The organism is Pseudarthrobacter sp. CCNWLW207, from assembly GCF_037203945.1.
In the GTDB taxonomy this organism is placed as follows: Bacteria; Actinomycetota; Actinomycetes; order Actinomycetales; family Micrococcaceae; genus Arthrobacter.
Genome location: NZ_JBBCBS010000005.1, coordinates 111,780 through 125,930, shown reverse-complemented (window position 1 = coordinate 125,930; position 14,151 = coordinate 111,780). Strand labels below are relative to the sequence as shown.

Genomic DNA, 14,151 nt, shown 5'->3' with positions numbered 1-14,151 from the left:
TGGAGCAGGTTCTACGGACTTGCCGCTCAGCCGAGATCGTTCCCAACCGCCCGTTCGGCTGTCCTTCAGGGCTGCGTTGCCTAGCTGCTGGAAACGGATTGCCGAGCCTGCTGCCAAGCGGTCCAGGCGACGTAGCTGCCGTCCAGTTCGACGACGTCGTACCCGGCCCGGCGCAGGGCACTGGCGGCAACGGAGTTCCGGACGCCGCTCTGGCAATAAGTCACGATGGCACCCTCGGCGGGAAGCTCATCGAGGCGCCACATGAGGCGGCCGCCGCTGAGCTGGTAGGAGTTCGGGATGTGCCCGGCGGTGTGCTCGGTCTTGTTGCGGATATCGACCACCATGGCGGGATCGAATTCGTCGAGTTCCCGGGGTTCGATCAGCTTCGGCGTGAAGGTGGGGAGTCCTTCGATGCTGGTGACGTAGCCGGCGACGTTGTCGATGCCGACGCGTACCAGGTGGTCCCACATGTCCTGCGCGGTTTTCTGGTCTTGGGCCAGGAGCACCAGCGGGTTTTTGTCGGTCCCCGGGTTCACTACCCACGCGCCGTAGCTTGCCACGGACTTCCCGGCCGGCACGTTCAAGGAACGGGCTACCGAGCCTTCGTGGACCTCGCTGCTGTGGCGGGTGTCGATAAAGGTCAACGTGTCCTCTGCCAGGCCTGCAGCAACAGTGCCGATTGCGAGCTCGGGCAGCGGGGTCCGGTCACCCATGATGGCTGGGCCTTCCCGGTTTTCCCGCTTCATCCGGCCGAAGTAGGCGTGCGCATCGGGCTGGCCGTCGAGGAGTTCGTTGATGAAGCCCTGCTCGTCGTTCGCGGCGAGATAGGGGCCCCACCAAGCGAAGAGGCGCTCGTAGCCGACCGTGGAGGAGGGGATGGCTCCAAGGGCCTTGCCGCAGGCGCTGCCGGCGCCGTGGGCGGGGTGGACCTGGACGTAGTCCGGCAGGGTCAGGAACTTGTCCCGCAGGCTGGCGAAGAGCTGCTTGGCGCCTTCGAAGCGGGTGTCGACGCCGCCGGCTGCCTCGTCGAGCAGGTCCGGCCGGCCCAGGTCGCCGGAGAAAACGAAGTCGCCGGAGAGCAGGTAGCCGGGCTGGTCGCTGAACGCGCCGTCGGTGACCAGGAACGAGAGGTGTTCGGGGGTGTGGCCCGGGGTGTGCACAGCCTGGACGGTGATGTTGCCGATGCTGAACTTGTCGCCGTGGTATAGCCGTTTGCCGTCGAATCCGTACTGCCAGTCCGGGCCTCCTTCGCCCGAAAGGTAGATCGTCGCGCCGGTCGCGGCGGCGAGTTCGCGCGTGCCGGAGAGGTAGTCGGCGTGGATGTGGGTTTCGGTGACGGCCACGATCTTCATGCCGTTCTTCTCGGCTAGCTGCTGGTAGACGGCGATGTCCCGCCGGCCGTCAACAACCACGGCGGTGCCGTTGGCCTGGCAGCCGATCAGATAGCTGGCCTGGGCGAGGTCTTCGTCGTAAATGCGTTCGATAAGCATCTGGGTGATCTCCTTCGGATAATGGACGGGGGGTAGTTTTGTCGTTCTCTCTAGTTCCAACGCGAATACCCTGGGGGGTATTCCGAAGCGACGGACGTTCCAGCTTGCTTTTGGCTGTGGGTGTCAGGGCTGTTGCTGTGCAGCGTCGGCGCGGAGTTTGTCCATGTCCAGGTTCTTTACGGCCTGGATGACCTCTTCCAGGCCGGTGGCGGTGAGGGCTCCGGGCTGGGAGAAGACCAGCGTCCTGTCCTTGAAGGCCATCAGTGTGGGGATGGACGTGATGTTCGCCGCTGCGGCGAGGGCCTGTTCTGCTTCGGTGTCCACCTTAGCGAACGTGATGTCTGGGTGCCGTTCTGCGGCGTTTTCGTAGGTAGGGGCGAACATGCGGCAGGGGCCGCACCATGCTGCCCAGAAGTCAACGAAGAGGATCTCGTTATTCTCCAGAGTCCCGGCGAAGTTTTGTTGGGTAATGTCGATGGTTGCCATCGTCTTTCGTGTCCTTTCGGGCGTTGTCTTGGGTGGTTTGTGGCGGGAGTGCGGGTCAGGTGGTGGGGAGGCCGGCGCGGGTCCAGGCGATCATGCCTCCGGCCATGGTGTCGGCCGAAAAGCCGGCACCGTTGAGTGCATCGGCCACGGCGGCACTGCGGTTGCCGCTGCGGCAGACCGCAATGACGGGCACGGCGGGGTTCAGTTCGGACAGGCGTGCCTGTAGCTGGGCCATGGGGATGTGGAGGGCGCCGGGGATCATGCCTTCGGCAACTTCGAAGTCCTCGCGGACATCGAGGATGCGGGCGGTGGAGCGCCGCTGCTCGGCTTCGATGACGGTGATTTCAGCCATGGGATTCTCCTTCGACATAGTCCGGGCTGTTGTTAGCGGACGGGTTCTCCGGCCTGCCGCCATGCGCCCAAGCCGCCGCGCAGGGAATATGCCTCGTAACCCTGGCTAGCGAGGAGTCGGGCCGCAGAAGCGGAACGGACCCCGGACTGGCACATCGCGATCACGGGCCGGCTTTTCGGGATTCCGGCGGTGCTGGTTTGCAGCCGGTCCAGCGGGATGTGCTTGGCCTGGGGTGCCCGGCCGGAGCGCCATTCCTGGGCGGAACGGACGTCTATCAGCGAGGCGCCTGAGGACAGGAGGTCCCTTGCCTCAGCGACTGAGACTGTTTTGTAGGGCTTGCTGAAGGCCTTCTTCAGGGAGCTGATGATGCCCATGGTGTTCTCCTTAGTGGGTGGTGCGTGGCGGGTCAGGCGGGTGAGGGAACGCTGTTGCGGCGACCGACGCGGTTGCGCAGGGGGCAGGAGCTGATGAGGAACCAGCAGATTCCGGCGGTGCCAGCCGTGAGGGCCGCGACTCCGGCGGCGATTAACCACCGCAGGTCGGCCGGTGCCTGCTGGATGAGGACAAAGGTTCCCATCGCCAGGACAAACCAGCCGAAGGCCTTGCGAAGGGCAGCTTCCGGGATACGGCCGGCGAGCTTGGAACCGGCAAGGGTGCCCACGATGGCGGCGGCCGTCACGCCGAGGATGATGCCCCAGTCGAGCTGCACCGTGGTGAGGTAACCGGCGAGTCCTGCGAAGGACTTCATGGCGATGACCACCAGGGAGGTACCCACGGCCACGGACATCGGCAGGCCGCCCAGGAGTGCAAGGGCCGGGACCACGAGGAATCCGCCGCCCGCACCGACCAGGCCGGTCACGAGCCCGACGACGGCGCCGTCCAGCAGCACCCTGCCAAGGGGGAGTTCATGCCTGACAGGCGGGGCGCCGTCGTTCTTCTTCTTTTTTCGTCCCCGAAGCATGGCCACGGAGGTGGCCACCATCATGATGGCGAAAGCGATGAGCAGGATCTGGCCGGGGATATGCCCGCCCAGGAGGCCGCCGACGAATGCGCCGACCATGCCCGCGGCGCCGAAGATCAGGCCCGTCCGCCACATCACCCTGCCTCCTCTGGCGTGGCTGAGTACGCTCACGGCGGAGGTGACGCCGACAACGAACAGTGATGCTGCGATGGCATCCTTGGCCTCGAACCCGGCGACGTAGACCAGGATCGGGACGGTCAGGATCGATCCGCCGCCGCCCAGGACACCGAGTGAGAGTCCGATGACCACCGACAGGGCAAGGACCAGGATCAGGATGGCGGTCATGAGGCCTTGGCCTCCTCCCATGCATCAGCGGCGGGGGCGTCGGCGACAGGCAGGGTCAGGATGGCGCTTTCGCGGGTGGGTTCCTTGGCAGCCTTGTTCCACGGCATTGCAGAGAGGGCCTGGCCCATGACGCAGGTATTAGTGGCTGCGGAGAAGGTGAGGCCGGTGCCGATGGCGCCGGCGAGCATGCGGATCTTCGGGGAGACAAACTTGCCGCCGGCCAGGCCCAGGACCACCAGGGAGCCTGCGGCGAGGCGGACCTGGCGCTCCAGGTCCCAGCGGTCCTTGCCCCTGACCACGTCGCCGCCCGCGGCAGCGAAGCCGGGTGCACCGCCGGTCAGGACGTAGGTGGAGTCGATCCCGGACTTGGCAAGGCGCTGGCGGGCCTGCTCTGCGCGGGTTCCGGACTGGCAGACCAGGACCACGCGGGAGCCCAAGCGGGCGGCGAGTTCGTCCGTGTGCTCGGACAGGAGCGGCAGGGGCACGTTGTAGGAGCCGCGGATATGCAGGGATTCGAATTCTGCGGCGGAGCGGACATCGATCACGACAAGGTCCTGGTGCTCAACGATCCAACTGCGCAGGGCCTCTGGATCAAGGGCGGTAACGGCCGGTGCCGTGGAAGGGGAAGTCATTGCTGGCCTCTCGTTGGGGAAAGGTGGATACCCCACCGAGTATCGCATATACCCCGGGGGGTACGCAAAACACCCTGGGGGGTATAGAATGGAGGCACGCCACCGACATTTGGAGATAACCCTTGGAACTCAATCCCTCAGAACTGACGCCCGTGATCAACCGGCTCAAGCGTGCCCAGGGCCAGCTGGCCGCTGTCACGCGCATGCTTGAAGAAGGCCGGGACTGCAAGGACGTCGTTACCCAACTCGCGGCCGTTTCCAAAGCGCTCGACCGGGCCGGGTTCGCCATCATCGCCACGGGCCTGGAGCAGTGCATTGTCCAGAAGGACACATCGATGGACAGGAAAGACCTGGAAAAGCTCTTCCTCTCCCTCGCCTGATTAGTCCGACATTCGAGCTGCACCAAGGAGAACCATGACGTACACACTCAGTACGACCACTACTCTTCCGTGGGCCGAAGCCCTGGACCGCACACGGGATGCCCTGTCGGCCCAAGGGTTCGGAATCCTTACCGAGATCAACGTTCGCTCCACCTTCGAGGCCAAGCTTGGAACCGAAGCCGCTGACGCCGTCGGCGACTACGTCATCCTTGGTGCCTGCAACCCCGCCCTGGCCAGCCGTGCCCTTGCCGCAGAGCCTGAAATGGGCGCGCTCCTGCCCTGTAACGTCATTGTCCGCCGCAACAAAGACGCAGAAGTCACCACCATCGAGGCCATCGATCCGCAGACCATGGTCCAGCTCAGCCCTTCGCCGGCTGTCAAAGAGGTCGCAGACGAAGCCGGCAGCCGCCTGCGCAAGATTCTGGCCGCCATGAGCAACTAACGAAACAAGGATCGGATGTGCAGATTCACGCTCAGGAACGGGCAGGGCACTTCGCAACCGCCAAGGCCGGGGTGGGTGAATTTGTCCCGGGCCAGAGTGCGTAGAGCCGCCGATGCCATCATCCGGTCCGGAATCAAGGCTTAATCCGCTTCGATACTGGCGGGGACGATTGCGCCGGGCAGCAGCTGCCAGCACTCCTGCGGGCGCTTTTCCCTGGAAGCTCTTGTCGTCAAGTCCAGCTTCGCCCGTGATGCCAAGATCGGCTCCCGCTAGATGCCTTTCAAAGTCCAGCATCTCCAGGACGAGCTCGATGCCGGGGCGTGCGGTGGCTCCCAGCACGGCAAGTGCGGCGTAACCGATGCCGCCAGCCGCACCGGCCCCAGAGTAATGGGCACCTCTGGTGAGATTTTCGAGGCGAAATGGCTCAGTTCCCAGTCGAGAACTTGACGTCTTCCTCGTTTGCGCCCTTTTGAGGGCCGTAGACGGCGGCGGCACCGTTGGGCCCATGGAGGGGATTGGTGACGTCGGTTGCCAGAATGATCACAGTGTTGGGGATTCTGGTATCGGATAACCGTTTCCCTACTCCATCCCATCTTGCCGTTGGAACGCCCTTACTGCTTCGCTCACGGTTGGGTAGAAATGTTCGGGAGAGAAGCGGGCGCCCATGCCGTACCGCAGCAGTCTGTCTTTGACCGGGCCTTTGAGCTCGGCGAACACCAGGTCTACCCCGTGCCGGTCCAGCCATTCATCAAGCTGCACCAACTCGTCCAGTGCAGTCGTGTCGATTCCCGTCACTGGTTCTGCCGCCAGCACCACGCGTTCTGTGCCGTCCGCAGCCTGGTCCAATTCGTTGCGCACGAAGGACCCCAGCAAGGCTCCGTTGCCGAAGAACAGCGGTGCGTCGAAGCGCAGGATTAGCAAGCCGGGGATGCGTTCCCCTTCCGGATGACGGCTCACGTCGTGGTAACCCGGTACCCCAGGCACGTCCACCAGCTCAGTCCGGTAGGGGTCCCAGGCCCGCCGTAGGAAGTCCAGGATTGCCAGACCGATGGCAACGGCGATGCCCGCGAGGACGCCCAGTATGGTGATCCCCAGGAATGCAGCGAGCATCACCAACGATTCGCTGCGGCTCATGCTGAGGAGCCGTCGCACACCGGCCGGGTCGGCAATTGCTGCGGCTGCGGCGATGACAATGGCGGCAAGGGTTGTGGCGGGCAGGAATTCTGTGACTCCGGGCGCCACGAGCATGAAGGCGAGCACGAGGACGGCGCCCGTGGCCCCTGTGAGCTGGGTTTTCGCGCCGGACTGGACTGCCACTGGCGTGCGGGACGTGCTGGCCGATACCGGGAAGCCACCCAGGAGCCCACTGGCGGCGTTCGCCGCACCCAAGGCTGCCATTTCATGGTTGCCGGATACCTTGCCATCCTCTGCGGCCGCCAGGGATTGGGACAGGGTTCCGGTATCAACGAAGACGATGAGGGCGATCGCTGCGGCGGCGGGCAGCAGAGCCAGGACGTCGGCCCAGCCAATTCCACCGAGGGCCGGGGCTGGGAGCCCCTGCGGGAGGGCCCCGGTGACTTTCAAACGCTCGTGGAGACCCAGCAGGGCCACTGCGATGCAGGATACAACAACCGCGATGAGCACGCCCGGAATCTTCCATTTCAGCCAACGGGGTACCCAGATGAGCGCCAGCGAGACCACTCCGAGCAGTAGTGCCGTCAAATTGGTTTCGCCGGCGAGCACCTTCGGGACGGCGGCGACGAGTTTATCCCAGGGCGTGCCGCCCTCCACAGAGATCCCCAGGAGCGTGGGAAGCTGGGACACTGCCACCAGCAACGCAATGCCGTTGAGATATCCAAGCCGGATGGGCTTCGACAACAGTCCGGTGACGATACCCAGCCTCAGTGCCGAACCGAACATCAAAATGACACCGATCAGTATGGCCAGGAGGCCCGCCAGGGCCACGGATCTCTGTTCGTTGGCCGCTGCCAAGGGAACCAACGCCGCAACGATCATCGGAGCGAGTGCGGAATCCGGCCCCAGCACCAGGACACGCGATGGGCCGACGGCTGCATAGACAAGCAGGGGCACTACCGTCGCGTACAGCCCGGTCACCGGTGGAAGTCCGGCGGCCTGGGCGTACGCCATGCCCGCGGGGACCAGGATCGCGAAAAGCGCGGCGCCGGCCACCAGGTCGTGGCGCAGCCACTCGATCCGGTAGCCGCGCAGGGCTGGCGGGACCGCCCAGCGTGGGGTCTTTCCGGATCCGTGCATGTTCCGATCATGTCCCATCACGACCCTGGCCGCCATCCATAATTGGGCGGGCTCAGCCGGCGGAATGACAGATGTCCGCAAGTGACGATGGGAGGTCTTCGCTCACGGCGGCGAACAGCCGGATGCGGCGGCTGAGGACCGCACAGCGGCCGGGTGCCGGGCCAAGCGGCGACTCCGAGCAGGCAGATGATGGAGCCCGCGATGTTCCACCGTTCGGGCCGGAAGCCGTCGAAGACCATGCCGCAGGCCAGCGAGCCAGCCACGAAGACCGTGAGCGGCGAGGATCCGGCCAAAATGGGCGTCCGGTTGCATGGTCGCGACGAAGCCGTAAGCTCCCAACGCGAGGACTCCGACGACAGCCCACCACCGAGCTTTGTCCTCACGGACCGACTGCCACACGAGCCACGCCCGCCGATTTCAGCCGCTGCGGCAAGGGCGAGCAACAGAACCGTAATTGCGATAGTCACCGGTTCATATGGCATTGACGGTCAGGGGCGAGCCGCCCTCCCGGCGCTCCGGGTGCATCTGATGCCGGGCAGTTCCCCCGCTGCGGGGGAGGAACGCTGATTTAGTTGTTCGGCTGCATGCCCAGCCATGCGACGTCGAGCGCGGCCCGGCACCGTTCGCGGGTTCTGTCGTCATCGAGGCGGTCTCCCCGGACGACGATCTGGTAGTAGAAGACGCCGGCGATGAGGTCGAAGCATGCTTCGGCGTCAAGGTCATGCCGGAGGATGCCCTGCTCGATACCTGAGCGAAGGGCGGCTTCGATGGGGATTCTCCGCCGCGCTACGTGGGATGACCAGTAGGCCTTCTGAAGTTCGCGGTCGGCCATGACAAGCCTGATTCTCTGCCGGAATCTTTCCTCGGGGTAGTCCGTTACTCCGGCTTCTGCGGTCGCGCCGAACAGTGCGGAGAAGATGGCCCCACGGAGGTTCCCGTCTGTCGGGATGGCTGGAGGGACCTCTCGGCCCACGTCGAGGGCGGCGGCGATGAGGGTGGTGAGGGCCGGCCATCGCCTGTAGAGCGCGGCGCGGCTGACCCCGCTGCGCTGCACGATGCGGGCTGCGGTCACGTCCTCTTGCTCGTCGATGAGCTCCAGGACCGCTGTGAGGACTTGACCGTCGAGCTCATCGTTGCGCGGGCGGCCGGGGCCCCGGTGCGTGGTACGCACCGGGGCCGGAAAAGCTGACATTGTTCTCATGCAAGAGCACGTTCCCGCAGGCGGGCGATGGTTGCCCCACTCAGTCCTGCCCTGCGAAGCGGCGCGAGGGCGTCACCATGGCGTTCCCGAAGCCGCGCGAGCATGGTGTGCATGGCGATCTCCATGGGTTCCTCCGAGATGGTTACGGCCGCCATGGCGTCGAGGTCGAAACCAAGCCGGGCCATGAGTGCTCCCATTGTGGGCTTGGTGCGTTCCAGGATCGCGGCCATGTTGGGGTGGGTGCGTGCGTAGTCGGTAATGATCTCTTCGTCGGAGGCGCCGAGGGCGAGAAGGAGCACTGCGGCCAGGACGCCTGTCCGGTCCCTGCCGGCAGCGCAGTGGAAGGCCGTGGCCCCGGGGGAGAGGGCGATGATGCCGAGGGCGCTGGCGAGCTGGGGTGCGGCGTCCTCAACCATGCGGGCGTACATCTCTCCCATGGCGACGTGCTCGATCACGGGGGACCCGCCGTCGGGCATTCCTGCTGAGATGCTCGCCAGGAGGGGCAGATGGTGGTAGGCGACGGCGTGATCTGCGAGTGGGCCGCGTCCGGTCAGTGCTGCCTCATCGCCGGTGCGCAGGTCGATGACGGCGGCGAGTCCGCCGTTCACCAGGGCACGCGCGTCCTGGTCCGTGATGACCGAAAGGTCGTCGGCCCGCAGGGCCAGACCGTTGCGCAGCTCGCCGCCCGCTATGCGGATTCCGCCGAGGTCCCGAAGGTTGACGGGTGTGCTGGGTTCAATGTCGATGGTAGGAGTGGTCATGTGATCTTCCTTCTGATGAGTGCACTGCCCTGGTCGATGACCGTGACGAGCACGATGATGCAAATGATGATGGCGCTGAGGTGTCCGTAGTTGTACATGCGCATGGCCGTGGTGAGCTCCAGGCCGATGCCGCCGGCGCCGACCAGTCCGAGGATGGTCGCTCCGCGGACATTGCCTTCGAAAAGCAGGAGGGTGTATGAGACGAGCAGCGGGGCGGCCTGGGGCATGATGCCGTACTGGATGACTTGGCGTTTTGATGCGCCCACTGCCTGCATGGCCACGATGGGGCCGCGGTCCACTGATTCCATGGCCTCCGCGAAGATTTTTCCGATGGAACCCAGGGAGCCAAGGGTCATGGCGAGGATCCCTGCAAAAGGGCCCAGTCCCACTGCCGATACGAACATCAGCGCGAACACCAGGTCCGGCACCGAGCGGATGATGTTCATGACCCAGCGGGCCGGGTAGTAGAGCCAGCGTGGGGCGATGTTGGATGCCGCCGCGAACGCGACCAGCACTGACAGGACGGCGCCGAGAACTGTTCCCACGATCGCCATCTGAATGGTTTCGATCAATAGGGCGCTGATGGTGCCGAGCTTTGAGAAGTCCGGCGGGAAGAGCCGTGACAGGAACTCGCCCATGTTGAGCGTTCCTTCACCGAGCTTGGTGAAGTTGAATTCGGCGCCCCAGAAGGACCAGATCAGCACAATGACGGCCACCGGGATGCCAGCAAGGACCCGTGCGCGGGGCACGGAAAACGCCCGTTCCAGCCTCTGCCGTTCAGCAGGGTCCAGCTGCACCGCTGCCTCAGTGGCTGCCGGAGCGGCGGTGGCGACCGTGGTTGGTTCAGTGGTCGTCATGGGAGGTTCCTTCCCCGTCGTAGAGGACCGAGAGCGCGGGGGCGTCGAGCTCGGCGGTGGGCGCAGACAGGAGCAGACGGCCGTTTCGCAGGCCCAGGATCCGGTCGCTGTGAGCAAGGGCGAGGGGAAGGACGTGGAGGCTGACGAGGACGGGAATGCCGTCCTCCGTGGCGATACCGCGCAGCAGTTCCAGCACCGAATCGGCGAGTTTGGGGTCCAGGGATGCGACCGGTTCATCGGCGAGAATCACCCGGGGCTGCTGCATCAGCGCCCTTGCAATGGCGACGCGCTGCTGCTGGCCGCCACTGAGCGCACGCGCCGGTTCCTTCGCTTTATGCGCAATGCCCACGCGGTCCAGGTAATGCATCGCGAGGCAGCGGTGCTCGCTGCTGAAGCCGCCGACGAGGTTTGCCGGCCCCGCATGGGGCAGGGCGCCGGTCAACACATTAGTGAGGACGCTCAGTCGGGGAATGAGGTTGAACTGCTGAAAAACCTGCCCGACGTCGGAGCGCAGCTTTCGCAGGTCACCGCGCCGCAGGTTTGTCACGTCGTAGCCCGCAACACGGGCGGTGCCGGCGGTGATGGGCGCGAACCCTGTCAGGCTTTTCATCAACGTTGACTTACCGGAGCCGGAGGCGCCCAGCAGGGCGACCATGTCGCCGGGGTTTACATCCAGGTCCACGCCGTTCAGTACAGGCTGGTCGTCGTAGGCAACGGCAAGGTTGCGAACGGAGATCAACGGGAGGGTCCGCTTCAGCTCCGCGACGGGAGCGGCTGCAGCCGAAGTTGATGCAGTCATTAGCCGAGGTCCTCGAGCTTCACGTCTGCCACTGCGGCGATCTCGGCGAACGAGTCGAAGATTGCGGGCTCCGGGTCCATGATCTCGTCCAGGCCGATGAAGCCCTTGCCGAGTGCTCCGAGGGCTTCGGCGTTCTTTTCAGAGAAGACCTTCGGCAGTGCCTCCTGCAGCAGTTGGCGTGTTTCGGTGTCCAGGGACTGCCGCGACAGGACGCTGCCCATCACGTCCATGGCAGGGCTCTTGCCGATGCCACGCCACTCGCCTTCGGAGAAGGGAAACATGGGAGAGCCGAGTTCGGTGAGCATGACCGCGGTGCACGCAGCGTCCACCTGGCCCTGCTTCAGGGCCGCGAAGCTGCCGTCGTGGCCGCCGGCGAAGATCGCCTCGTAGTCCTCGCCCTTCTTCAGGCCCGCCTCATGCAGCATGTAAACGGGCATGAAGTAGCCCGAACTCGATGCCTGGTCTGCGAACGCCACGGTCTTGCCGCGCAGGTCTTCGAGCTGTTGGACCGGGGAGCCGTCCAGGACAACACAGGTTGAGACAGGGGCGTCGCTGCCGGCCCACGCCATCAAGGAGTCAACCTCGCCGGTATTGACCGCAAGGGCCGAGGGGAAGCCGCTCATGATTCCGATGTCCACGTGGTCGCCACGGATGGCTTCCACAACGCTGAGATAGTCCGGCACATCCGTGACCTCAACCGTGCGGCCGGTTTCCGCCTCAAGCAGGTCAGCAAAGGCCTCGATCGGGTTGGCCTGGGTCGGATCGTCGCCCAGTGGAATGGTGGCGATGGTGATCGCCGCCGTGGAATGGCTGGCCTGTTCAGGGGCGGCGGCCTGGCAGCCGGTAACTGCAACAGCCGTGCAGAGGCTGAGTACGCCAACGGCGGGCAAAGTGGGAAAACGCATGGTGTTCCTTCGCGGGGAGATGGGGGTTTCGAGAACACCCATATCGAATCGCCGCGAAGTAAATCCGAATTACGAGAACGCCGTACTGGCAAGGGAACGCGACATGAACAGTGGGTTTCCCACAAGCAGCCACTCGTTGTGAAGATCTCGGGGGCGTTCCCGGTACTTCCTGCGTAAGTGCCGAAGCGGGTGCCGAAACCGGCCCACTTCCCGCCCTATGCCGGGGTCAATCCAGGGGAGCCCTCACTGTCACCGCAACCATGATCCCGTCCCGGACCGTCACTGGCCCTTCCAAGACAACAGAGTCAGGTCCCCTGGCTGGTTCTCCCGCAGCCGGATGGCGACCCTGAAACTCCCCTCCGTCCCGAGCCACACCGCGGCCTGTGTCATCGGAACCCACGTCCTCGCTAACGGAAACCAGGCTTTGTAGACTGCCTCCTTGGCGCAGAAAAGCAAGGTGTCCCAGTGGATGTGGGGTGCGGCCACGCGCAGGCGGCCGACCAGCCCCTGCTCACCGGCGCTGGAGATGAGTTCCATGACTCCGGGCGGGAGTGGGCGGCGCGGTTCGGCATCAATGCCGGCAGAACGCCCTGCCGATGTCCTGCCCACGATCGCCGCACGGTAGCCGGCACAATGGGTCAGGCTCCCCACGATGCCGGCCGGCCAGGCCGGCCCGCCCTGGGGAAGCCGCGGAAGGGGTACCGGCTCGTGGCCCAGCCTTGCCGGGCCGAGGCGGGCGCATTCGCGGGCCAGCACTGCCTGGAAGCGGTTACGGGCCCAGACCGGGCCCACAAGGTCAGCTTCACCCGGCCAGGGGGCAACTTCCCTGTCCTCGCCCAGATCCTCCTCCAAGTAGAAACCGGGTGGGATCAGCTGGTCGGAGCCGGCCCGCAGTCCCGGCCCGGGAACGGTCCGGGAGACCTGACCTGCCGCTGCCGGGCGCTCACGCCTGCCCCAGGGACGCCCATGACGCACTGAGGGCTACCAGCGATGCCAGCGACAGCCACGTGCGGTGGATGTTCCAGCGCGTCCACCGGCGTTCGAAGGCTTTCCGCGCAGTTGCGGCCCGTCCGGACCTGACGGCTTGGTCCAGCCGGTTGTTCAGCGGGATGTTCACGGCCATGGTGATGACGAGCGTGGCGGTGTAGAAGGCGAGGGCCACGGTGGAGGGCAGTGAACTGCCGAGACCGTTGGCCCATGAGTACACCGTTGCGGCCGCAAGCGAGAGGAAGGCACCGAAGAAACTGAGCGCGAACACCGGGTTTTGGATCGCCGAGTTGATGCGCGACATTGCACTGACAAATGTCGCGTCGTCCGTAGCGCGGAGCCCCGGCATCACCGAGCAGGCGTAAGAGTAGTAGAGGCCGCCGATCCCCGCTAGGGCGACGGTGGCTGCGGTCAGGAGAAGGGTAATGACGTGCATGGCTCCGGTCCTGTGCCGGGGGCAGGTGCCCCCGGCGTTTAGTAGCGTGACGGCATCGGACCGACCAGACGGCGGCCCGAGGCCTTGACCCACTTCTGGAGCTTCAACAGCTCGATTTGCAGGAGCCGCTTCTCCATCTCGTACTGGTCCCGCGTCATTCTCGTCGCGTAGGGGTAGCCTTCCCGCCACGTGTCGACGGGGGTGCCGTCCGGCGAGACGAGAGCCGGGTCGTCGTCGTCTTCGTCGAGAACCGTAAAGCCATGGCGGGACAGATCGAAAACAATCACGGCGAGAATTTACACGCCGTCCATGAACGGCTGATGAACTGCCACGGATGTGCCGCTATGCCTGCCGGTCCAGCAGCTCGGCGCGTCTCCTGACCGCGGCGACATAGGAGTAAAGGTCCTGCTCGGAAACCGGCAGCGTGTCCTTGGCTACCGTCAGCAACGGTCCGCCGAATGCATCCTTCACCCGTAGATGGGTCAACCCTGCGTGGGGTGAGAGGCTGTACGTGCGGGTCCAGGTCAGCAGGCCGGGCAGCAGGCGTGTTTTCCAGATCATAACCTGGCCCGGCAGTTGCCGCACGTGCGTCCGGAAGGTCCGGCGGCCGCCGCCGACGGTCCTGATCCGGATGAGGGCGCCGTTGAACACTTCGCCGTCGACCCAGGTGATTCCTGATTCCCAGACTGTGAAATTCCCGGCGTCCGTGATAACGCCCCAGACCGTTGACGAGCGGGCATTGATGGGTTCTTCGGACTCAAACGACTGCATCCGCCAAGGGTAGCCAGCCCCGATCTTGTACGGGCCGGCGCTAACCCAGAATTCACCCGGAGTTCGCTTTGG

The 14,151-nt window shown here is 65.0% G+C and carries 19 protein-coding genes and 2 pseudogenes; 2 read left to right on the top strand and 19 right to left on the bottom strand.

Going from position 1 to position 14,151, the window contains the following annotated elements; all coding sequences use genetic code 11:
- Window positions 1-80: 80 nt before the first annotated feature.
- The 6 genes from V9L17_RS10315 to V9L17_RS10290 form a co-directional block, all read right to left on the bottom strand.
- Window positions 81-1,490, bottom strand: coding sequence for an MBL fold metallo-hydrolase (locus V9L17_RS10315; protein WP_337351361.1), 1,410 nt, complete (start codon window positions 1,488-1,490; stop codon window positions 81-83).
- Between the two features lie 123 nt (window positions 1,491-1,613).
- Window positions 1,614-1,976 carry a thioredoxin gene (gene trxA, locus V9L17_RS10310; protein WP_337351360.1) on the bottom strand — a complete coding sequence of 121 codons (363 nt, stop codon included), beginning with the start codon at window positions 1,974-1,976 and terminating at the stop codon, window positions 1,614-1,616.
- Window positions 1,977-2,031: 55 nt separating this feature from the next.
- Complete coding sequence (locus V9L17_RS10305; RefSeq protein WP_337351359.1) at window positions 2,032-2,328, bottom strand: rhodanese-like domain-containing protein; 297 nt, start codon at window positions 2,326-2,328, stop codon at window positions 2,032-2,034.
- 32 nt (window positions 2,329-2,360) lie between these two features.
- Window positions 2,361-2,702 carry a rhodanese-like domain-containing protein gene (locus V9L17_RS10300; RefSeq protein WP_337351358.1) on the bottom strand — a complete coding sequence of 114 codons (342 nt, stop codon included), beginning with the start codon at window positions 2,700-2,702 and terminating at the stop codon, window positions 2,361-2,363.
- Window positions 2,703-2,734: 32 nt separating this feature from the next.
- Complete coding sequence (locus tag V9L17_RS10295) at window positions 2,735-3,634, bottom strand: sulfite exporter TauE/SafE family protein (protein ID WP_337351357.1); 900 nt, start codon at window positions 3,632-3,634, stop codon at window positions 2,735-2,737.
- Window positions 3,631-4,266, bottom strand: a complete 636-nt coding sequence (locus V9L17_RS10290; RefSeq protein ID WP_337351356.1) for a rhodanese-like domain-containing protein — start codon at window positions 4,264-4,266, stop codon at window positions 3,631-3,633. The genes V9L17_RS10295 and V9L17_RS10290 overlap by 4 nt, the downstream gene beginning before the upstream one ends.
- 122 nt (window positions 4,267-4,388) lie before the next feature.
- On the opposite strand from V9L17_RS10290, the gene V9L17_RS10285 reads away from it, so the two are divergent.
- Together V9L17_RS10285 and V9L17_RS10280 are read left to right on the top strand one after the other, a co-directional pair.
- Complete coding sequence (locus V9L17_RS10285) at window positions 4,389-4,646, top strand: metal-sensitive transcriptional regulator (protein ID WP_337351355.1); 258 nt, start codon at window positions 4,389-4,391, stop codon at window positions 4,644-4,646.
- 34 nt (window positions 4,647-4,680) lie between these two features.
- Window positions 4,681-5,088, top strand: a complete 408-nt coding sequence (locus V9L17_RS10280) for a DUF302 domain-containing protein (protein WP_337351354.1) — start codon at window positions 4,681-4,683, stop codon at window positions 5,086-5,088.
- A gap of 222 nt (window positions 5,089-5,310) precedes the next feature.
- On the opposite strand, the pseudogene V9L17_RS21305 reads toward V9L17_RS10280, so the two are convergent.
- The 13 genes and pseudogenes from V9L17_RS21305 to V9L17_RS10220 all read right to left on the bottom strand — a co-directional run.
- Window positions 5,311-5,427, bottom strand: a pseudogene (locus tag V9L17_RS21305) (glycerate kinase); the annotation flags it as partial.
- A gap of 85 nt (window positions 5,428-5,512) precedes the next feature.
- Window positions 5,513-5,632 (bottom strand): glycerate kinase, encoded by a 120-nt coding sequence (locus V9L17_RS10275; protein ID WP_337351353.1) that lies wholly within the window; start codon window positions 5,630-5,632, stop codon window positions 5,513-5,515.
- 35 nt (window positions 5,633-5,667) lie between these two features.
- Window positions 5,668-7,362, bottom strand: a complete 1,695-nt coding sequence (locus tag V9L17_RS10270) for a SulP family inorganic anion transporter (RefSeq protein WP_337351352.1) — start codon at window positions 7,360-7,362, stop codon at window positions 5,668-5,670.
- Between the two features lie 167 nt (window positions 7,363-7,529).
- Window positions 7,530-7,844: pseudogene (locus V9L17_RS10265) on the bottom strand (YnfA family protein); the annotation flags it as partial.
- Between the two features lie 86 nt (window positions 7,845-7,930).
- On the bottom strand, window positions 7,931-8,554 hold the full coding sequence (locus V9L17_RS10260) for a TetR/AcrR family transcriptional regulator (protein WP_337351351.1): 624 nt from the start codon (window positions 8,552-8,554) through the stop codon (window positions 7,931-7,933).
- A gap of 5 nt (window positions 8,555-8,559) precedes the next feature.
- Window positions 8,560-9,324 (bottom strand): tyrosine-protein phosphatase, encoded by a 765-nt coding sequence (locus V9L17_RS10255; RefSeq protein WP_337351350.1) that lies wholly within the window; start codon window positions 9,322-9,324, stop codon window positions 8,560-8,562.
- Window positions 9,321-10,181 carry a phosphonate ABC transporter, permease protein PhnE gene (gene phnE / locus V9L17_RS10250; RefSeq protein ID WP_337351349.1) on the bottom strand — a complete coding sequence of 287 codons (861 nt, stop codon included), beginning with the start codon at window positions 10,179-10,181 and terminating at the stop codon, window positions 9,321-9,323. Before phnE ends, V9L17_RS10255 begins: the two co-directional genes overlap by 4 nt.
- Window positions 10,168-10,980: a phosphonate ABC transporter ATP-binding protein gene (locus tag V9L17_RS10245; protein WP_337351348.1), complete on the bottom strand. Its 813-nt coding sequence runs from the start codon at window positions 10,978-10,980 to the stop codon at window positions 10,168-10,170. Before V9L17_RS10245 ends, phnE begins: the two co-directional genes overlap by 14 nt.
- Window positions 10,980-11,885 carry a phosphate/phosphite/phosphonate ABC transporter substrate-binding protein gene (locus V9L17_RS10240; RefSeq protein ID WP_337351347.1) on the bottom strand — a complete coding sequence of 302 codons (906 nt, stop codon included), beginning with the start codon at window positions 11,883-11,885 and terminating at the stop codon, window positions 10,980-10,982. Before V9L17_RS10240 ends, V9L17_RS10245 begins: the two co-directional genes overlap by 1 nt.
- 279 nt (window positions 11,886-12,164) lie before the next feature.
- Window positions 12,165-12,860: a 4'-phosphopantetheinyl transferase family protein gene (locus V9L17_RS10235; protein ID WP_337351346.1), complete on the bottom strand. Its 696-nt coding sequence runs from the start codon at window positions 12,858-12,860 to the stop codon at window positions 12,165-12,167.
- On the bottom strand, window positions 12,829-13,308 hold the full coding sequence (locus V9L17_RS10230; protein WP_337351345.1) for an anthrone oxygenase family protein: 480 nt from the start codon (window positions 13,306-13,308) through the stop codon (window positions 12,829-12,831). Before V9L17_RS10230 ends, V9L17_RS10235 begins: the two co-directional genes overlap by 32 nt.
- A 38-nt stretch (window positions 13,309-13,346) precedes the next feature.
- Window positions 13,347-13,595, bottom strand: a complete 249-nt coding sequence (locus tag V9L17_RS10225) for a hypothetical protein (protein ID WP_337351344.1) — start codon at window positions 13,593-13,595, stop codon at window positions 13,347-13,349.
- A 55-nt stretch (window positions 13,596-13,650) separates the two neighbouring features.
- Complete coding sequence (locus V9L17_RS10220; protein ID WP_337351343.1) at window positions 13,651-14,079, bottom strand: SRPBCC family protein; 429 nt, start codon at window positions 14,077-14,079, stop codon at window positions 13,651-13,653.
- Window positions 14,080-14,151 lie beyond the last annotated feature (72 nt).